Source organism: Bosea vestrisii (assembly GCF_030144325.1).
In the GTDB taxonomy this organism is placed as follows: domain Bacteria; phylum Pseudomonadota; class Alphaproteobacteria; order Rhizobiales; family Beijerinckiaceae; genus Allobosea; species Allobosea vestrisii_A.
This window is the reverse complement of the sequence record NZ_CP126307.1, coordinates 5532697-5550169: the sequence shown is the minus strand read 5'-3', so window position 1 is coordinate 5550169 and position 17473 is coordinate 5532697. Positions and strand designations below refer to the sequence as shown.

Here is a 17473-nt window from a genome sequence, read left to right as displayed (position 1 = left end):
GCTCTGGTTGAGTTCCCTGACAGGGCGGCGCGCCGACCCCCAGGGACGAATCCGATGAGCCTCTACGCCGGGCCCGACCAGGGCCAACCGCTCAGCAGCGCCACCGATGTCGCAACGCTGATCCGCAATCATCTGAAGCGTCGCCCAGCGCCGGTCCTGCCGCGCGGCGACCGGGCGTTGCTGCGACTTGCGGCCGCCATCGTCCTCCTCGGATTGGCAGGCACCGGCCTTGCCCTGTTCGCCACCCGCCCCAACCCCGATGCCGGGACCGAGCTGCACCCGACGAGGGTCGGCGATGTCGTGCTGGCGATTCCTGCCAACCTGACCGGCGCCGACAGCGACGAAGGGCGCCTCGTCGGGATGGCGCGCCTGCGCCTCGACTGGCCGAGCCTCGGCCCGGTTACGCCGGAGAACCGGCAGCGCCTGCTGGTGACATTGAGCCCGCCGGACAAGGTCAACGAGCCGGCGACGCAGCTCTCGGTCTATGCCCGCTTCCTGACGCCGACGGTCTGGTCGAATCCGGGCGGGCTGGTCGTGCGCGGCTTCCGCAAGGGCTCGCCCTATGAGGGCGACGAGCTCTATGTCTCGGTGCCGGATGGGCGCGGCTTTGCGGCACGCTGCCCGGTCGAGACCGCACAGACCGGCCTCGACGAGCCCTGCCGCGTGACCTTCCGCCATCGTGGCGTCGATGTGAACATCCGCTTTCCGCGCGCCATCGTCGCCGACTGGCAGGTGATGATCGGCGGCGTCCGCCGCACCATCGACGGGCTGATGCGCTGAGCGAACCCTGAGCCCTCATCCTGAGGAGCGGACGACAGTCCGCGTCTCGAAGGACGTTTCAGGAAGCTCAGGAGACATCTGGACCACCCTTCGAGACGGCCTTGCGGCCTCCTCAGGATGAGGGCTGAGAATGCCCCAAGCCTAGCCTCAGTCTTCGAGATCGACGTCGAGGATCGCCATGGTGAAGTTGAACGAGCGGTCGCCGTCCTCGTCGTCGACATGGATGATGCCGATGAACTCGTCGGCGAGATAGACCTCAGCCGAGTCAGTCTTCTTCAGCCGCGCACGCACGCTGATGTTGTGGTTGGCGAAGGTGCGGCGCAGATACGCTTCGAGCTTGGCGAGTTCGGTCTTGTCCACGGTAACGATCCTTATGTGTTGCCCGGACGGATGCCACGCGTCGGCGCTAAGGGCAAGGACGAAGGCGATCCGGCCACAACGCATGGCTCCCGCGCTTTGCGGCGCTGACGCAGCGCTATCACCCGTGCCAAGCTGCGTTTCCCGACCCGCTCGACGATGGATTCCCCGATGAAGCCCTGGCTGCCCGCCGCGCTCGACTATGTCGCAAGCTGGCTCGAATTCCAGCGCCGTTTCCATGACCAGCCCGGCTGCGCGGTCGCGATCGCCGATGGCGATAAGATCGTGCTCGAGGCCGCCTTCGGCAGCGCCGATCTGGCGACCGGCGAAGCGCTGACGCCGCGCCACGGCTTCCGCATCGCCTCGCATTCGAAGAGCTTTACCTCAGCCGGCATCCTTCGCCTCGCCGAAACCGGGCGCCTGCGGCTCGACGACAAGGCCGGCGCCTATGTCGAGGGCCTGCACCCCGAGGTCGCGGCGGTAACGCTGACCCAGCTTCTCTCCAACAGCGCCGGCCTGACCCGCGATGGCGTCGACTGCGGCCAGTTCTTCGATCGCAAGCCCTATCTGCGCAAGGATGAGCTGCTCGCCGACCTCGCCAGGGCCCCAGTCTTCCCGGCCTCGCAGCGCTTCAAATACTCCAATCACGGCTTCGCCTTGCTCGGCCTCGTGATCGAAGCGGTGACGGGAGAGCCTTACGCCGACTGGATCGCCCGCGAGATCGTCGCGCCGGCCGGGCTGAAGGAGACCAGGCCCGACATCACGCTCTGGTCCGGACCGATGGCGAAGGGTCATAGCGGCAAGCTGCCGCTCGGCCGGCGCTTGGTGATTCCGGCCGACAATCCCGGCAACGCCATGACCTCGGCCGCCGGCTTCGTCGCGACCGCGGGCGATATCGCCCGCTACATCGCCCAGCTCTCGCCGAAGGCTGAAGCCAGCGTCCTCTCAGCCCTCAGCCGTCGCGAGATGACGCGCCGGCTCTGGCCCGACGCCGAGAGCAGCCTCGGCCGCCATTATGGGCTCGGCACCATCTCGGGCGGCGGCGATGGCTGGGACTGGGTCGGCCATTCCGGCGGGTTCCAGGGCTTCATCACCCGCACCGCCACCGTTCCCGAGCAGGGTCTCACCGTCTCGGTCCTGACCAACGCCATCGACGGCCTCGCTCATCCCTGGCTCGACGGGGTGATCCAGATCTTCAGGAGCTTCGCCGAGCACGGCGCGCCGACGCCCGCGACCGAGCGCTGGCGCAAGCGGCTCTGGACGGTCTGGGGCGCCGGCGACCTCGTTCCGGTCGACGGCAAGGTGCTGATGGCCAATCCGGCGCTGTTCAACCCATTCCTGGATGCCGGCGAGATCGTGCCCGACGCCGAGGATCGCGGCCGCATCGTCAAAGCTTCGGGTTTTGCCAGCCCCGGCGAGCCGGCCCGCCTCGTCCGCAATGCAGCGGGCGAGATCGAGTCGGCCTGGCTCGGCGCAGCGCATGTCATCAGCGAAGAGGCGCTGCAGACGGAGATGCTGGAGCGTTATGACGACTAAAGGGCGTCATGCTCGGGCTTGACCCGAGCATCTCTTGCCGGAGGAGGCCCTGATGGCGCCTTCTCGTCGCGAGATTCTCGGGTCTGCGCTCCGCTCCGCCCGAGAATGACGTGAGGTGGCCTCACCTCACATAATGCAGCCTGCTGAAACGCCGCCGGAAGGCGGTGACATCGCGGGCGATCGCCTCGTCCGGACGCGCGCCCGAAAGCCCGTCGGCGATGTAGCCGGCGAGCTCCGGCATGTGCTCGGGCTTCATGCCGAAGCGGACGATCTCGGGCGTGCCGAGCCTTAGTCCATTGACGTCACCGGGGACCTCCGCGATCGGCAGGCCGATGCCGCAGCTCAATATGTTGACGGCGCGCAGCCGCTTCGCCGCCGCCTGCCCGCCGCCATAGGGAGCGGCCTCGATGGCGAACTGGTGCGAGGTCGTCATGCCGCGATCGCGGGCGAAGACCGGGACCTGCCGCTCCGTGAGAGCCTCGGCCAGCGCCTTGGCCGTCGCCGCCATCATCGCCGCGTAGTCACGGCCGAACTCCTGCCAGTCCATCATGGTGATCGCCAGCGCCGCCGACTTCGCCGCGTCGAAATTGGCGGTGAGGCCGGGATAGGCGATGGCGTCGAGCTTCTCGGCGATCCCGGCGTCATTGCTGACGATCAGTCCCGAGGGCGGCCCGCCCAGGCTCTTATAAGTGCTCATCGTCATGACGTGAGCACCTGCCTCCAGCGGCTGCTGCCAGCCATGGCCAGCGATCATGCCGGAAAGATGGGCCGCGTCGAACAGCACGATCGCGCCGACCTCGTCGGCGATGGCGCGGATCTCGCGGATCGGATGCGGGAACAAATTGAGGCTGCCGCCGATGCTGATCACTTTTGGCCTCAGCCGCAGCGCATCCTCGCGCAGCTTTGCAACATCGACCGTGTAGCCGTCGGCATCGACCGGGGCCGGATGGCTGACGAGGCCATAAAGCCCGGCCGCGCCGGCGCCGTGATGGGTGACATGGCCACCGATCGCGGGCGGCGGCGCGATCACGGTATCGCCGGGCTTCGCCGCCGCCATGAAGACATAGAGATTGGCGATCGCGCCGGAGGGCACGCGGATCTCGGCATAGGACGCGCCGAAGACCTGCGCCGCGAGCTCGGCCGCCATCACTTCGATCTGCTCGATCGCTTCCAGCCCCATCTCGTATTTGTCGCCGGGATAACCGAGCGAGGGCCGCGAACCGAGCCCCTGCCCCAGCACCGCCTCGGCCCGCGGGTTCATCACATTGGTTGCCGGATTGAGGTTGACGCAGTCGCGCTCGTGGATGGTGCGGTTCTCGGCGATGAGGTCGGCAAGCCTGGTCTCGCGCGCCGCGCGGTCCTGGCCGGCGATCTCGCCGGCGATCCTGAGCACATAGTCCTCGCTCGCCGCCGGCACCCAGCCACGCCGCGCCAGTTTCATCGTCATCGCCATCCCCGCTGAGTTATGTTCCGTGCGGCTATTGCAGCGATTTGCCGGCGCGGATGCAAACCAGTTATCGTCGCCGGCAGGGCTAGAAAATCTAGGCCTTCCGGACCGCCGACATGCCCGTCAGACCGCCCCGCCCACCCTTGCCGCCACTCAATGCGCTGCGTGCGTTCGAGGCCGCGGCGCGGCTGGGGAGCTTTTCACGGGCGGCCGAGGAGATCGGGGTGACGCAAGGCGCCATCGCCCAGCAGGTGCGCCATCTTGAAGCCTTTCTGGGGCTGCAATTGTTCCTGCGCCTGCCGCAGGGTGTCGCGCTGACGCAAGCTGCGCAGGAGGCCAGGCCACGGCTCAGCGCCGCCTTCGACGCGCTGGCCATGACCGTGCAGGAGCTCAAGGCCAGCCACGCCGGCCGGGCGCTCGCCATCGCCGCCCTGCCCAGCATCGCCCAGCTCTGGCTGTCACCGCGCCTGCCGGCGCTGCAGCGGGCTTTCCCCGGTCTGCCGATCTCGGTCAGCGCGATGGAAGAGCCGCCGGCGGGCCGACACGACAGCTTCGACCTCTCACTGTTCTACCTCGCCAAGCCACCGACCGATGCGCTGGCGCTCGACGAGGACAGCCTGTTCCCGGTCTGCGCTCCGGCGCTCGGCGGCAGCTTGCGGACGCTGGCCGATCTCGCCGGCCAGACCCTGCTGCACGACGCCGTCTGGCGCAGCGATTGGGCGCGCTGGCTGCGCCATGCCGGCGCTGGTGGGATCGATGCCGGCCGCGGCCCGTCCTACTCGCTCTATGCGCTGGCGCTCGATGCAGCACTCGGCGGCGCCGGCATCCTGATCGGCCGCAGGAGCCTCGTCGCGCCCTATCTGGCGGACGGGCGACTGGTTGCGCCTTTCATCGACGAACTTCCGAGCGGCGACCGGCTGGCGGTGCTCTTCCGGCCCGCCGGCAAGCCGCATCCGCGCCGTGCCGAGGTCGTCGCCTGGCTGGAGGCCAGCGGCTGAACGAAAAAAGGGCGGCTCGTGAGAGCCGCCCTTCGATCGATGTCGGCCAAGGCCGGTAAAGAAATCAGCGCTTCGAGAACTGGAAGCTGCGGCGGGCCTTGGCCTTGCCGAACTTCTTGCGCTCGACGACACGCGAGTCGCGGGTCAGGAAGCCTTCCTTCTTGAGCGGGCCACGCAGGTCCGGCTCGTAGAAGGTCAGAGCCTTGGAGATGCCGTGGCGGACCGCGCCGGCCTGGCCGGAGAGGCCGCCGCCCTTGACCGTGACGACGACGTCGTACTGGGTCAGGCGATCGACCAGCATCAGCGGCTGCTGCAGGATCAGGCGCAGCACCGGGCGGGCGAAGTAGACTTCCTGGTCACGGGTGTTGACCGTGATCTTGCCGGAGCCCGGCTTGATCCAGACCCGGGCGATGGCGTTCTTGCGCTTGCCGGTGGCATAGGCGCGGCCCTGAGCATCGACCTTCTTGACGTGGACCGGAGCCTCGGCCTGGGTGCCCTTGGCGACCTGACCGAGCTGTTCGAGAGACTGGAGAACCTCGGCCATCGTCAGACCCTCGCATTCTTGCGGTTGAGCGCCGCGACGTCGAGCGCCTCGGGCGACTGGGCGGCATGCGGATGCTCAGCGCCCTTGTAGACGCGCAGATTGCCGAGGATCTGGCGGAAGAGCGGGCCACGCGGCAGCATGCGCTCGACAGCCTTCTCGACGATGCGCTCCGGGAAGCGACCTTCGAGAATGAACTTGGCGGAACGCTCCTTGATGCCGCCGGCATAGCCGGTGTGATGGTAGTAGATCTTCTGGTCGCGCTTGCGACCGGTCAGCACCACCTTATCGGCGTTGATGACGATGATGTTGTCGCCGCAGTCGACATGCGGGGTGTAGGCGGCCTTGTGCTTGCCGCGCAGACGCATCGCCACCAGGGTGGCGAGACGGCCGACGACGAGCCCGGAGGCATCGATCACAACCCACTTCTTCTCGACATCGGCGGGCTTGAGCGAGATGGTCTTCATCGCGGCACCCTTCGGCTGCTTGAAAAAAGGACAAGCCGCCAGCGAACCGGCGGCGGTGTGGGCGCTGGATAGGCGGCTCCCCTACCGAAGTCAAGCAGAGATAACGCGGCTATTTTTCCAAAAACGTATTGTTTTCAGAGTGATACAAAAAACGGTATCAGGATACCGCAATAATTTTTGCCTCTCCTCATAGCCCTCATCCCGAGGAGCAAGCGCAGCTTGCGTCTCGAAGGATGCTCCAGATGGTTCCGGAACCTCCTTGAGCATCCTTCGAGACGCGCCTGCAGGCGCTCCTCAGGATGAGGGCTGAGGTTCTGGCTGTGCAAGCCACTCTCAGGCTGTCACTAGCGCTCGGCAGGGATCGAATAGGTCCCCGTGGCGTGGCAGACCATCTCGCTCTCGCCTTGCGAATAGAGGCAGACCTCGCCGACGGCGAGGCGCTTGCCGAGCTTGAGCAGCTTCGCATCCCCGATCAGCGCCGCCTGCCCCGGCTTGCGCAGGAAATTGTAGCTGAGGCTCGTCGTCACCGCGAGCCCGACCGGGCCGATCTGGGCGAGGATCGCGACATAGAGCGCGAGATCAGCGAGCGCCATCATGGTCGGGCCGGAAATGGTACCGCCCGGCCGCAGGTGCTTCTCATGATAGTCGCAGCGCATGCGCGCGGTGAGTGGTCCGACCTCCTCGACGAAATAGGTCCGGCCGCCATAGTGCAGCTGCGGGAAGACCTGATCGAGATAGGCCTCGATTTCGGCAGCGCTCATGCGGGTCGTCATCGTGCGGAAAACCGGGGTCTGATCGGACGTTACGCCCCTTGCAGCACGGCACCTGCCTCCCGACAATAGGACAAACAGCGAAAGGCTTTTCGCCATGAACGCCCATGCCGGACCGCAGCTGCTGCTGCGCGAGGATGCCGACGGCATCGCGACCTTGACCCTGAACCGGCCGGAGGCGCGCAATCCGCTGAGCGAGGCGATGCTTGCCGCGCTGTCGGAGACGCTGGCTGCGATCGCGACCGATGGCAACGTCCGCGCCGTGGTGCTCGCGGCGGCCGGCCCGGTATTCTCAGCCGGGCACGACCTCAAGGAGATGAGCGCGCGCCGGGCCGATCCCGACCGCGGCCGCGCCTATTTCGCCGGTATCCTCGGGCGCTGCTCGGGCGTGATGCAGCAGATCACCGCCCTGCCCCAGCCGGTGATCGCGGCGGTCGAGGGCACGGCGACAGCCGCCGGCTGCCAGCTCGTCGCGACCTGCGACCTCGCCGTCGCCGGCGAAGCCGCACGCTTCTGCACGCCGGGCGTTCATATCGGCCTGTTCTGCTCGACGCCGATGGTCGCGCTCTCGCGCAACCTCTCCGCCAAGCACGCGATGGAGATGCTGCTGCTCGGCGAGATGGTGCCGGCGCAAGAGGCCGTCCGGATGGGGCTGGTCAATCGCGCAGTGCCGGCGGGCGAAGCGCTCGAGGAAGCCAAGCGGCTCGCCGCGGTGATCGCCTCGAAATCGGCGGCGACGGTCAAGGTCGGCAAGCGCGCCTTCTACGAGCAGCGCGAGATGGGGCTGAAGGCCGCCTACGACCATGCCTCGGCGGTTATGGTCGAGAACATGCTGGCGCGTGATGCCGAGGAAGGCATCGGCGCCTTCATGGAGAAGCGTCAGCCGGATTGGCGTCACAGCTGAAAGGAGCGGGCTCGCCCGAGGACGAGTCCGCCGTCTCGAATGAATGTCATTGCACCTATGACCGTGCGGTCAGATGCCGAAGATATAGACCGGCTCGTCTTGCGCCCGTGCCGGTTCCGCCTCGGGCGTCGCGGCCCGCTGCGCCTGCTCGTCCGCTGGCAATTGCAGCACGGTCGCGGTCTGGCCCTCCGACAAATTGGTCAAGAGCACGATCTGCCCATTCGGCAGTTCGATCGCGTCGTGATGGGCATAGGGCTTGTCAAGATCGACCTGGCGGAAGCGCGCCACCGTCGCCGCGAGCCGGCGACGCGGCAGGAAGCCGACCGCCCTGTCGCATTCGATCTCCGACGCAAAGGCCAGCTCCGTGCCGGGCAACACACAAACCGCCACGCTCGGATCGCCAGCGGCGCAGAAGCCCCTGGTGCTCGACCCGATGAAGCTGGTGGTCTTGAGGACATCGCCGACTTTGGCAGGAGTCGACATCACATGGTGCAGACTGTAGTCGCACATGGCAGGCCCTCCTCCTTAAAGAAGAGCGGGATTTGCTCTTCCCTCCTCAAGATGGGGAAGGAGCTTGGCGGTGCCATGGTCCTGCCGCAGGCGGACTTCCGTCGCCGATTCAGGAATGACGGCCAACGCGTTCAATTGTCTGGGGTTTTGGTTTCGTGACTCACGATGCTTACGACGATGCGCTCATTCGCCGCATCCTGCGCGAGGTGAAGACGATTGCTCTGGTCGGCGCCTCCGCCAACGAGGCGCGGCCGAGCTGGATCGTCACCAAATACCTGCTCGATCGCGACTATGACGTGATCCCGGTCAATCCCGGCCTCGCCGGGCAGACGCTGCTGGGCAAGACCGTCTATGGCTCGCTGAAGGAGATCTCCCCGCCGATCGACATGGTCGAGATCTTCCGCAACTCGGAAGCCGCCGGGCCGATCACCGACGAGGCTTTGAGCCTGGAGCCGCTGCCCAAGGTGATCTGGATGCAGCTTTCGGTGCGCAATGACGAGGCCGCGGCGAAGGCCGAGGCCAAGGGTGTCACCGTCATCATGAACCGCTGCCCGAAGATCGAATATGGCCGCCTCTCCGGCGAGATCGGCTGGCAGGGCATCAATTCGCGCATCCTCTCCTCGAAGAAGCCGGTCCTCGCCGGCAAGGGCTTCCAGAAGCTGTCGATCAACCGCCCGGGGACGTAAGGCGCATCGGCGCCGAGCCGCGCCAATCCGGCGCCGGAGCATTGCCCAGGACCGCATCGAGCGCCGCCTCGGCCAACAGCACCGTCGAGTTCAGGGTTGGCAGCGGCGAGATCTCCGGGCTGATCAGCAGCGGGATCTCGGTGCAGCCGAGCACCACCGCGTCGCAGCCGCGCGCGGCGAGGTCGACGATGATGCGGACGAATTCGGCCCGCGTCGGCTCTTTGAAGACGCCGTTGCACAATTCCTCGAAGATGGCCCGATCGATCAGGGCGCGGTCGTCCGCGGAAGGCAGGCGATGGTCGAGACCGTGCGCATCGAAGGCGCACGGATAGAGCGTGCTCTCCATCAGCCAGCGCGTTCCCAGCACGCCGACCGTCCTGAAGCCGCGCTGACGCGCCTGCCCCGCCACCACCTCGGAGATATGCAGCCCTGGTAGTGCGAGCGGCTCGCCACCGGCTTCGAGCGCGAGATGGGCGGTGTTGTCCGGGCAGATGAAGAAGTCGCAGCCCGCTGCCGCAAGCCGCTGCGCCGAGCGCGCCAGGCGGACACGGATGGCGGCATAGTCGCCCCGCGCCCAGTCCTCCATGCTCGCGCCCATGCTGATCACGTCGAGCGTGACATCCGGGTGCCGATGCGGCCCGAGCCGGCGGATGCCACCATGGCAGAGCGAGAGGTAGCACAGCGCCGAGCCTTCGGCGCTGTGAGCGAGAATTCCGACATGCTTCATGATCGCGGCTCCCGGCACCGGCCATCACGTCCCGGCGTGGAATAAGCCTAGGCGCGCTTTGCCGTCCGGATTGGCGCATTCCGGGGCGAGCGGTTTCCAATCCTTTCGATTGTTGCTAGCCGTCTTGCCGGATTGGAAAGCTGCGGGAGGCATGGCGGCTTGATCGAGCTCGATCGCATCGACCGGCGCATCCTGGCGACGCTCCAGGACGATAATCGCCTGACCAATCTGGAACTGGCGCGCCGGGTCGGCGTGTCGCCGCCGGTCTGCCTGCGACGCGTCCGCCGCCTGCGCGACGCCAAGGTGATCGAGGGCGATGTCAGCCTGATCAATCCGGAAGCGTTCGGCCCGCGGACGACCGTGATCGCGCAGGTCAAGCTCGTTCGCGGCACATCCGATGTCGTGCAGGGCTTCAAGCGCGCGATGCTGGATCGTCCAGAGGTGACGCAGTGCTATCTCGTCACCGGGCCATCGGATTTCGTGATCATCATCCAGGTGGCGGATGTGGCGGAGTATGAGCGCTTCCTCGAGGGCGCGCTCTACCGCAATCCGCATGTCGACAGCATTGCGAGTTCCGTGGTCGTCAACCGCGTCAAGTTCAGGCCTGCAGCACTTCGTGTCGAGACGGGCAGCGACCACCCATGATTTCGACGTCCCGCCGCATTCAGCTCGGAGCGATCTCGCCCTAAGCTGCCGGCTGCCAGCATTTCCGGAGAAGGCCGATGTCCCCTCTCGATCGCCGCACCATCCTGCTCGCCGGCCTTGCGAGTGCGCTGGGCGCGCGCGGCGCGCACGCAGCCTTCCCTGAGCGGCCGATCCAGCTCGTCGTGCCGTTCGCGCCGGCGGGTGGCACCGACATCGCGGCGCGTCGGCTCGGCGAGACCTTGGCGAAGCAGCTCGGCCAATCAGTGATCATCGACAATCGGCCGGGCGCCAATGGCATCGTCGCCGGGCAGACCACGGTCAGGGCTCCGGCCGACGGCCATACGCTCCTCGTCGCCACCGCGGCGAGCTTCGCCGCCGCCCCGGCGCTCGGCCAGAAGCTGCCCTACGACGTCGCGCACGACTTCGTCCCGGTCGGCATGCTCGGGCTGTTCCCGCTGGTGCTGAACGCCTCGCCGACGCTGCCGGTCAATTCGCTCGCCGAGTTCATCACCTATGCCAGGCAGCGGCCGGGCCAGCTCAACTTCGCCTCGGCCGGCGTCGGGGGCACCAACCACCTCGTCTTCGAAATGATCATGCAGGCGGCCGGGATCAGGCTCACGCATGTGCCCTATCGCGGCGCCGGGCTCGCCGCGGCCGACCTGATGTCGGGTCAGGTCCAGGTGATGATCGACAGCCTGGCCGCCAGCCTCGGCAACATCCAGGGCGGCAAGCTGAAAGCGCTCGCCGTCACCACCGATGTGCGCCAGCCGCAACTGCCTGATCTGCCGACGCTGAAGGAGCAAGGCGCCGACGTGGTCTATCCCGGCTGGGCCTCGCTCGTCGCGCCGGCCGGTATCGCGCCCGATACGCTGCGCATCCTGAGCACCGCGATCAACGCGGCGATGGGCGATGCCGAGCTCGTCGCCCGCTATCGCGAGCTGGTGATCGAGCCCGTTGCCTGGAGCCCGCAGGAGACCGGCGCCTTCATGGCGCGGGACCGCGCGATCCTGACCGAACTGGTGGCCAAGACCGGGATCAAGCTGACCGAATAGGCGGAGGCAAGGGCATGCGCCAGGAGAGCACGACCTGCTGCATCGCGGGAGGCGGCCCGGCGGGGATGATGCTCGGCTTTCTCTTGGCGCGTGCCGGTGTCGACGTGATCGTGCTGGAGAAGCACGCCGATTTCCTGCGCGATTTCCGCGGCGACACCATCCACCCTTCGACAATGGAGGTGATGCACGAGCTCGGCCTGCTCGAGGAATTCCTGACGCTGCCGCATGTCCGGGAGGACGACCTCGTCGCCCGCTTCGGCACAGAGGACATCACCATCGCCGATTTCAGCCATCTGCCGGTCAGGGCGCCCTTCATCGCCTTCATGCCGCAATGGGACTTCCTCGATTTCCTCGCCGATCACGGCCGGACCTATCCGAATTTCCGACTGCTGATGCAGACCAAGGCAACCGGCCTGATCGAGGAGAACGGGCGCGTCGCGGGACTGAAGGCAGACGGGCCGGGCGGCTTGCTGGAGATCCGCTCGGACCTCGTCGTGGCGGCGGATGGCCGGCGCTCCGATGTCCGCGCCGCCGCAGGCTTTGCGGTCACCGAACTCGGCGCGCCAATGGATGTGCTCTGGTTCCGGCTGAGCCGCCGGCCGGACGAGCCGGCCCAGGCCTTCGGCCAGGTCGCGGCCGGGCGCTTCTTCATCCGCCTCAACCGCGGCGACTACTGGCAATGCGCCTTCATCATCCCGAAGGGCTCGCTCGACCAGCTGCGCGCAGCCGGGCTCGACGCCTTCAAGGCCGGCCTCGTCGCGCTCGCGCCGGAACTTGCCGACCGTATCGGCGAACTTGCCTCATGGGACGACATCAAGCTGCTCTCAGTCGCCGTCGACCGGCTGGAACGCTGGTGGCGGCCGGGCCTCATCTGCATCGGCGATGCCGCCCATGCCATGTCGCCGATCGGCGGCGTCGGCATCAATCTGGCGATCCAGGATGCCGTCGCGACCGCCAATCTGCTGGCCCGCCCGCTACGCGAACGCACACTGACGGATGTCGATCTCGCAACCGTGCAGAAGCGGCGGGAATGGCCAGCCAGGATCACGCAGGCGGCCCAGATCGCGATCCAGAACCGGGTGATCACGCCGCTGCTCGCGGCGGACAAGCCGGTCGCTCCACCCTGGCCGCTCAAGCTGCTGCAGCGCTTCCCGCTGCTGCGCCGGCTGCCGGCGCGGATGGTCGGGATGGGCGTGCGGCCAGAGCATGTCGGGCCAGAGCTAAGGGGATCAGATAGATAATGTTGCGAGGCCGCGGTTCGGACTGGCCCGTGATCGACGCTGTTTCACTTGGATTGCAGATTGATCAGCAGCAGCAACGGCACCTGGAATGTCGCAAAGTTGCCATCGGCCAGCTTTCGACTGCCCGCAGAGCTGCTTATCGTATAGGCGTTCGCCGTCGTCCAGGCAAAGCCAGATCTCCAGTATAGCGGCATCCCAATCTCCGCCCCAGGCTGAACGACGATCGTTCTCGAAACCTCGGATATGCGGAAAGTCTTGTCGTCGCGATTCTTGACAGGCGAAATGTCGACCCGTGTGATTTTTCCCGGAAACTGAGACGTCAGGATTGACGCAATGCGCTGCTCATTCAGGCGCAACCCCTCTGGCGTATATCCCCCCGGGGACTGCTTGCGCAGGCTTACAGTAGAGCCTCGCCCGCAGCTGTCCTGCTGGCATTGGTAAAAGATCGTCCCGGTACCAGCGACCTGCTTGGCCCAACCTGCGACGCTGAAACCGCTACCGTCGGGATCGATAGCAATTTTGAGGTCTCGCGCCGATGCTGAGACCGCGCAGGCGAAAAGGAAGCAGGCTGTCAATGCCAGCTTGGCGAAACGAAGCATCTCTATCTCACAGCCCCAGCGCAAACCCTTGCGGGTAAACCACTATGCTGCACGGCCAGCGAGCATCGGGCAATGGCCAGCGAGATTGACGCTGTCCGGGCCGTTCGTTAAATCGAACGAGACCGTTTCACGATCAGAATTGTCAGGGAGCACGCCATGACCGACCGCGCACCGGGTTTCCACACGCTCGCCGTCCATGCCGGCGCCGCTCCCGACGCGGCCACAGGCGCGCGCGCCACGCCGATCTACCAGACGACGTCCTTCGTCTTTGACGATGTCGACCACGCGGCTTCGCTGTTCGGACTGCAGGCCTTCGGCAACATCTACACCCGCATCGGCAACCCGACCAACGCGGTGCTCGAAGAGCGTGTCGCGGCGCTCGAGGGCGGTACGGCTGCGCTGGCAGTCGCGTCCGGTCACGCCGCCGAGTTCCTCTGCTTCCATGCGCTGATGCAGCCGGGCGACGAGTTTGTTGCGGCGAAGAAGCTCTATGGCGGCTCGATCAACCAGTTCAACCATTCCTACAAGAATTTCGGCTGGAACGTGATCTGGGCCGATAGCGACGATCTCGACGCCTTCGCCGCCGCGGTGACGCCGAAGACCAAGGCGATCTTCATCGAGTCGATCGCCAATCCGGGCGGTGTCATCGTCGACATCGAGGGCATCTCGAAGATCGCCAAGAAGCACAACATCCCGCTGATCGTCGACAACACGATGGCGAGCCCCTATCTGATCCGCCCCTTCGAGTTTGGGGCCGACATCGTCGTGCATTCGGCGACCAAATTCCTCGGCGGCCATGGCAATTCGATCGGCGGCATCATCGTCGACGGCGGCTCGTTCAACTGGGTCGGCGACGAGCGCTACCCGATGCTGTCCAAGCCGCGGCCGGAATATAACGGCATGGTGCTGGGCGAGACCTTCGGCAACTTCGCCTTCGCGATCGCCACCCGCGTGCTCGGCCTGCGCGACATGGGCCCGGCGCTCTCGCCCTTCAACGCCTTCATGATCCTGACCGGCATCGAGACGCTGCCGCTGCGCATGCAGCGCCATTGCGAGAACACGGTGAAGGTGGCGACCCATCTTGCCAAGCATCCGGCGGTCGAGTGGGTGAACTACGCCGGCCTAGCCGACAACAAGTACCACGCGCTCGCCCAGCGCTATTGCCCCAAGGGCGCCGGCGCGGTCTTCACCTTCGGCCTCAAGGGCGGCTACGACGCCGGCGTCCAGCTGGTGACGAATCTCAAGCTGTTCTCGCACCTCGCCAATATCGGCGACACGCGCTCGCTGGTGATCCACCCGGCCTCGACCACGCACCGCCAGCTCTCGGATGCGCAGAAGACGGCATCGGGCGCCGGCCCCGAGGTGGTGCGCCTGTCGATCGGCATCGAGGATGTCGAGGACCTGATCGCGGATCTGGATCAGGCGCTGGCCTGAGCGGAGCCGTCTTTCTCGGACGGAGCGAAGCGCAGATCCGAGAATCTCGTGACGAGAAGACGCTGACCGCCGCCTCACGCGGCCTGAGATGCTCGGGTCAAGCCCGAGCATGACGTGCTTCAGCTCGCCGCCTGCTGCGTGCGCGTCACATGCACCACGCCCATCGCCAGTACGGTGAAGCCGAGCGCCTGATGGGCGAGGCCGGCCCAGAGCGGCACGACCAGGAGCAGCGTCACGACGCCGAGCGCAGATTGCGCCAGCACGAGCCCGGCGATGACAGTGGCGCGCTTGGCGGCGCCTGAGCCCGGCGCGACACGGCGCAAACTCAGCATGTGCCAGAGCGCGAAGGCGAACAGGAGGTAGGCGCCGAGGCGATGGTTGAACTGCACCAGCGCGACATTGTCGACGAAGTTCTCCCAGACCGGCGTGCCGGCGAACAGGGTCGCGGGCGAGGGCACCAGCGCCCCGTCCATCAATGGCCAGGTGTTGAAGGTGAAGCCGGCCTTGGAACCGGCGACGAGCCCGCCGAGCGCGACTTGCGCGAAAAGCAGCAGGAGGAGGAACCAGGCGGCCGCCCTGTCCCGTGCCGGCTCGATCCGGCGCAGCGGCGTCAGCCAGGTCGCGAAAGCGATGACGCTGGCGAAAAAGAAGCCGGCGAAGGTGAGGTGCAGCGTCAGCTTGACCGGAGCGACCGCGATCATGCCGGGCTGCAAGCCCGAGGCGACCATGATCCAGCCGATCGTGCCCTGCAGGCCGAGCAGCAGGCCCATGCCGAACAGGATCGCCGTTTCGCGCCAGGGCATCGACCGCCGCAGCAGCACGACGAAGAAGCCGGCGAGATAGAGCAGCCCGATGAAGCGGCCGAGCTGGCGATGGCCCCATTCCCACCAATAGATGAACTTGAAGTCGGCGAGCTCCATGCCCGTGTTCAGGAGCTGGTATTGCGGGCTCAGGCGGTACTTCTCGAATTCGAGCGCCCAGGCGGCATCGCCCAGCGGCGGGAGCGCACCGGTGACGGGGCGCCATTCGGTGATCGAGAGGCCGGAGCCGGTCAGCCGCGTCGCGCCGCCGACCACGACCATGACGAAGACGAGGAAGGCGACCGCCCAGAGCCAGCGGCGGATGCCGGCATGGTTCGCAGCGGCCGAAACGGCAGGCTGATCGAGCGCGATCGTCACGGCGGCGGGACCTCGGGTCGCAGGGAGCTGGCTTGAATATGCTTCACAAGCACGGCGGCGGGTGACAGATAGTCCGCCCGCGAGACCTGAACAACGCCCGCAATGCCGCAGCCCGGACTGAAGATCGCCATGAGGCAGACCCATCGCAAGCTCGTCGGCACGGTCGTGATGATCGTCTTCGTCTGCGTCTACGCGCTCGTCGCCATGGCGCTGGCGCAGGGCCGGATCACCGAATCCTCGAAGCTCGTGCAGACGATCGCCTATGTCGTGCTCGGGCTGGTCTGGGTGCTGCCGCTCCTGCCGCTGATCAAGTGGATGGAACGCAAGGACGAGGCCTGATCGCGCCCTCCCCCTCCGGCGCCATTCCAAGTCAGCGGCAACCGACTTGAGCGCCTCCAGGGGCGCTTTGTCGTTTCCTGCGTTTTTGAACCTCCGTTCTTAAAAAACGTGCAGCCGGACCGGCCATTCAGAGCGCTTCTCTCGCCGCAACCGCAATAACGTTTCGCCGCGATCGAAAGTGTCGCCCGGCATGATGCGTGTCGCGGATGAGATGGGGGCTCGGGTCATGAAGACGTTGTTGCAGCTGGCTGCTCTGGCCCTGGCCCTTGGCGGAGGGCTGGCAGAGGCCGGCACGCTGGAAACCGTGAGACAGCGCGGGGTCCTGAAATGCAGCTCCACCATGGGCACGCCGGGCTTCTCCGTGGCCGATGCGACCGGCCGCCATCGCGGCCTCGATGTCGATGTCTGCCGCGCGGTGGCCGCGGCCGTGTTCGGCGATCCCGAGAAGATCATGATCGTGCCGCTGCCGGCTGCGTCCCGTTTCACGGCGCTGCAGTCCGGCGAGGTCGACATCCTCTTCAACACGACGACCTGGACGATGGGGCGCGAGACCACCAACGGCATCCTGTTCGCCGCCGTGACCTATTACGATGGCCAGGGGATCATGGTCCGCTCGGGTGAGGTCAAATCCGGCAAGGAATTGAACGGCGCGACGCTCTGCACCAACCAGGGCTCGACCACCGAGCTCAACCTGACGGACTTCTTCCGCACCAACAACCTGAAGAACGAGATCGTGGCGTTCGCCTCGCAGGAGGAGGCGCTGCAGGGCTATCAGTCGGGTCGCTGCGACGCCTTCAGCTCCGACCGCTCGGTCCTCTACGCCTTTCGCTCGAAGCTGACGGAGCCGCAAAAGCACGTCGTGCTCCCCGACACGCTCTCCAAGGAGCCGCTCGGCGCCGCCGTCCGGCAGGGTGACGATGCCTGGTACAATGTGGTCAAGTGGTCGGCCTATGCGATGCACGCGGCCGAGGAATTCGGGCTGACGTCGAGCACTGTCGAGCAGGTCGCCGCGTCGACGAAGGACCCCAACATCTTGCGCCTGCTCGGCCGCGAAGGGGCGATCGGCGAATCGCTCGGGCTATCGCGCGACTGGGCGCTGAACATCGTCCGGAAGGTCGGCGCCTATGGCGAGGTCTTCGACCGCAACATCGGCAAGGACAGTCCCCTGAAGATCGAGCGCGGGCTGAATGCCTCCTGGAAGCAGGGCGGCCTGCACTACGCCCCGCCGATCCGCTGATCGCTCCGGCCGGCCTCCTGACCTT

20 protein-coding genes are annotated in these 17473 nt (G+C 66.5%); 11 read left to right on the top strand and 9 right to left on the bottom strand.

Annotated features, from left to right (window positions below; translation table 11 throughout):
• Positions 1-54 precede the first annotated feature (54 nt).
• A complete protein-coding gene (locus QO058_RS27390; RefSeq protein ID WP_284169366.1) occupies positions 55-780 on the top strand; it encodes a hypothetical protein in 726 nt (241 codons plus the stop codon).
• Positions 781-927: 147 nt separating this feature from the next.
• On the opposite strand, the gene QO058_RS27385 is transcribed toward QO058_RS27390, so the two are convergent.
• Positions 928-1140, bottom strand: coding sequence for a DUF3126 family protein (locus tag QO058_RS27385; RefSeq protein ID WP_057192263.1), 213 nt, complete (start codon positions 1138-1140; stop codon positions 928-930).
• Positions 1141-1308: 168 nt separating this feature from the next.
• Here QO058_RS27385 and QO058_RS27380 point away from each other — a divergent pair, with 168 nt between their 5' ends.
• Positions 1309-2673 carry a serine hydrolase domain-containing protein gene (locus QO058_RS27380; protein WP_284169365.1) on the top strand — a complete coding sequence of 455 codons (1365 nt, stop codon included), beginning with the start codon at positions 1309-1311 and terminating at the stop codon, positions 2671-2673.
• A 121-nt stretch (positions 2674-2794) separates the two neighbouring features.
• On the opposite strand, the gene QO058_RS27375 is transcribed toward QO058_RS27380, so the two are convergent.
• A complete protein-coding gene (locus tag QO058_RS27375) occupies positions 2795-4120 on the bottom strand; it encodes a serine hydroxymethyltransferase (RefSeq protein WP_347975525.1) in 1326 nt (441 codons plus the stop codon).
• 116 nt (positions 4121-4236) lie between these two features.
• Here QO058_RS27375 and QO058_RS27370 point away from each other — a divergent pair, with 116 nt between their 5' ends.
• Positions 4237-5118 (top strand): LysR substrate-binding domain-containing protein, encoded by an 882-nt coding sequence (locus QO058_RS27370; protein ID WP_284169364.1) that lies wholly within the window; start codon positions 4237-4239, stop codon positions 5116-5118.
• A 64-nt stretch (positions 5119-5182) separates the two neighbouring features.
• Here QO058_RS27370 and rpsI read toward each other — a convergent pair whose 3' ends face one another.
• The 3 genes from rpsI to QO058_RS27355 all read right to left on the bottom strand — a co-directional run bounded on the left by rpsI (position 5183) and on the right by QO058_RS27355 (position 6887).
• Positions 5183-5662 carry a 30S ribosomal protein S9 gene (gene rpsI / locus QO058_RS27365; RefSeq protein WP_284169363.1) on the bottom strand — a complete coding sequence of 160 codons (480 nt, stop codon included), beginning with the start codon at positions 5660-5662 and terminating at the stop codon, positions 5183-5185.
• Between the two features lie 2 nt (positions 5663-5664).
• Positions 5665-6126, bottom strand: coding sequence for a 50S ribosomal protein L13 (rplM, locus tag QO058_RS27360; RefSeq protein WP_129155826.1), 462 nt, complete (start codon positions 6124-6126; stop codon positions 5665-5667).
• 344 nt (positions 6127-6470) lie between these two features.
• The gene (locus QO058_RS27355) at positions 6471-6887 is read right to left on the bottom strand and encodes a PaaI family thioesterase (protein ID WP_284169362.1); all 417 of its coding nucleotides are present in this window, start codon (positions 6885-6887) and stop codon (positions 6471-6473) included.
• A gap of 106 nt (positions 6888-6993) precedes the next feature.
• Here QO058_RS27355 and QO058_RS27350 point away from each other — a divergent pair, with 106 nt between their 5' ends.
• Complete coding sequence (locus QO058_RS27350; RefSeq protein ID WP_284169361.1) at positions 6994-7800, top strand: enoyl-CoA hydratase; 807 nt, start codon at positions 6994-6996, stop codon at positions 7798-7800.
• Between the two features lie 69 nt (positions 7801-7869).
• Here the strand turns inward: QO058_RS27350 and QO058_RS27345 are convergent, their stop codons facing one another.
• Positions 7870-8310: a hypothetical protein gene (locus QO058_RS27345; protein WP_284169360.1), complete on the bottom strand. Its 441-nt coding sequence runs from the start codon at positions 8308-8310 to the stop codon at positions 7870-7872.
• A gap of 155 nt (positions 8311-8465) precedes the next feature.
• On the opposite strand from QO058_RS27345, the gene QO058_RS27340 reads away from it, so the two are divergent.
• Positions 8466-8996, top strand: a complete 531-nt coding sequence (locus tag QO058_RS27340) for a CoA-binding protein (protein ID WP_284169359.1) — start codon at positions 8466-8468, stop codon at positions 8994-8996.
• On the opposite strand, the gene QO058_RS27335 is transcribed toward QO058_RS27340, so the two are convergent.
• Positions 8977-9723 carry an aspartate/glutamate racemase family protein gene (locus QO058_RS27335; protein ID WP_284169358.1) on the bottom strand — a complete coding sequence of 249 codons (747 nt, stop codon included), beginning with the start codon at positions 9721-9723 and terminating at the stop codon, positions 8977-8979. The two genes, QO058_RS27340 and QO058_RS27335, sit on opposite strands and share 20 nt — an antisense overlap.
• A 159-nt stretch (positions 9724-9882) precedes the next feature.
• Here QO058_RS27335 and QO058_RS27330 point away from each other — a divergent pair, with 159 nt between their 5' ends.
• The 3 genes from QO058_RS27330 to QO058_RS27320 all read left to right on the top strand — a co-directional run bounded on the left by QO058_RS27330 (position 9883) and on the right by QO058_RS27320 (position 12661).
• Positions 9883-10368, top strand: a complete 486-nt coding sequence (locus QO058_RS27330) for an Lrp/AsnC family transcriptional regulator (RefSeq protein ID WP_284169357.1) — start codon at positions 9883-9885, stop codon at positions 10366-10368.
• A gap of 77 nt (positions 10369-10445) precedes the next feature.
• Positions 10446-11420, top strand: coding sequence for a Bug family tripartite tricarboxylate transporter substrate binding protein (locus QO058_RS27325; RefSeq protein ID WP_284169356.1), 975 nt, complete (start codon positions 10446-10448; stop codon positions 11418-11420).
• 14 nt (positions 11421-11434) lie between these two features.
• Complete coding sequence (locus QO058_RS27320; protein ID WP_284169355.1) at positions 11435-12661, top strand: FAD-dependent oxidoreductase; 1227 nt, start codon at positions 11435-11437, stop codon at positions 12659-12661.
• A gap of 44 nt (positions 12662-12705) precedes the next feature.
• Here QO058_RS27320 and QO058_RS27315 read toward each other — a convergent pair whose 3' ends face one another.
• Entirely contained in the window at positions 12706-13260 is a 555-nt protein-coding gene (locus tag QO058_RS27315) for a hypothetical protein (protein WP_284169354.1), read from the bottom strand.
• A 156-nt stretch (positions 13261-13416) separates the two neighbouring features.
• Between QO058_RS27315 and QO058_RS27310 the strand changes: the two genes are divergently transcribed.
• Complete coding sequence (locus QO058_RS27310; RefSeq protein WP_284169353.1) at positions 13417-14694, top strand: O-acetylhomoserine aminocarboxypropyltransferase; 1278 nt, start codon at positions 13417-13419, stop codon at positions 14692-14694.
• A gap of 119 nt (positions 14695-14813) precedes the next feature.
• Here QO058_RS27310 and QO058_RS27305 read toward each other — a convergent pair whose 3' ends face one another.
• Complete coding sequence (locus tag QO058_RS27305) at positions 14814-15872, bottom strand: COX15/CtaA family protein (protein WP_347975524.1); 1059 nt, start codon at positions 15870-15872, stop codon at positions 14814-14816.
• A 129-nt stretch (positions 15873-16001) separates the two neighbouring features.
• Between QO058_RS27305 and QO058_RS27300 the strand changes: the two genes are divergently transcribed.
• Positions 16002-16211, top strand: coding sequence for a DUF2842 domain-containing protein (locus QO058_RS27300; protein ID WP_284169352.1), 210 nt, complete (start codon positions 16002-16004; stop codon positions 16209-16211).
• A 226-nt stretch (positions 16212-16437) separates the two neighbouring features.
• Positions 16438-17448, top strand: coding sequence for an amino acid ABC transporter substrate-binding protein (locus QO058_RS27295; protein ID WP_284169351.1), 1011 nt, complete (start codon positions 16438-16440; stop codon positions 17446-17448).
• Positions 17449-17473: the final 25 nt, after the last annotated feature.

Excerpts from the sequence above, each read along its gene's own strand:
- QO058_RS27335 (WP_284169358.1), bottom strand. The coding sequence starts at position 9,723 with ATGAAGCATGTCGGAATTCTCGCTCACAGCGCCGAAGGCTCGGCGCTG.
- QO058_RS27375 (WP_347975525.1), bottom strand. The coding sequence starts at position 4,120 with ATGACGATGAAACTGGCGCGGCGTGGCTGGGTGCCGGCGGCGAGCGAG.
- QO058_RS27325 (WP_284169356.1), top strand. The coding sequence starts at position 10,446 with ATGTCCCCTCTCGATCGCCGCACCATCCTGCTCGCCGGCCTTGCGAGT.
- QO058_RS27390 (WP_284169366.1), top strand. The coding sequence starts at position 55 with ATGAGCCTCTACGCCGGGCCCGACCAGGGCCAACCGCTCAGCAGCGCC.
- rpsI (WP_284169363.1), bottom strand. The coding sequence starts at position 5,662 with ATGGCCGAGGTTCTCCAGTCTCTCGAACAGCTCGGTCAGGTCGCCAAG.
- QO058_RS27350 (WP_284169361.1), top strand. The coding sequence starts at position 6,994 with ATGAACGCCCATGCCGGACCGCAGCTGCTGCTGCGCGAGGATGCCGAC.
- rplM (WP_129155826.1), bottom strand. The coding sequence starts at position 6,126 with ATGAAGACCATCTCGCTCAAGCCCGCCGATGTCGAGAAGAAGTGGGTT.
- QO058_RS27310 (WP_284169353.1), top strand. The coding sequence starts at position 13,417 with ATGACCGACCGCGCACCGGGTTTCCACACGCTCGCCGTCCATGCCGGC.
- QO058_RS27355 (WP_284169362.1), bottom strand. The coding sequence starts at position 6,887 with ATGAGCGCTGCCGAAATCGAGGCCTATCTCGATCAGGTCTTCCCGCAG.
- QO058_RS27315 (WP_284169354.1), bottom strand. The coding sequence starts at position 13,260 with ATGCTTCGTTTCGCCAAGCTGGCATTGACAGCCTGCTTCCTTTTCGCC.
- QO058_RS27370 (WP_284169364.1), top strand. The coding sequence starts at position 4,237 with ATGCCCGTCAGACCGCCCCGCCCACCCTTGCCGCCACTCAATGCGCTG.
- QO058_RS27345 (WP_284169360.1), bottom strand. The coding sequence starts at position 8,310 with ATGTGCGACTACAGTCTGCACCATGTGATGTCGACTCCTGCCAAAGTC.
- QO058_RS27380 (WP_284169365.1), top strand. The coding sequence starts at position 1,309 with ATGAAGCCCTGGCTGCCCGCCGCGCTCGACTATGTCGCAAGCTGGCTC.
- QO058_RS27300 (WP_284169352.1), top strand. The coding sequence starts at position 16,002 with ATGAGGCAGACCCATCGCAAGCTCGTCGGCACGGTCGTGATGATCGTC.
- QO058_RS27320 (WP_284169355.1), top strand. The coding sequence starts at position 11,435 with ATGCGCCAGGAGAGCACGACCTGCTGCATCGCGGGAGGCGGCCCGGCG.
- QO058_RS27295 (WP_284169351.1), top strand. The coding sequence starts at position 16,438 with ATGAAGACGTTGTTGCAGCTGGCTGCTCTGGCCCTGGCCCTTGGCGGA.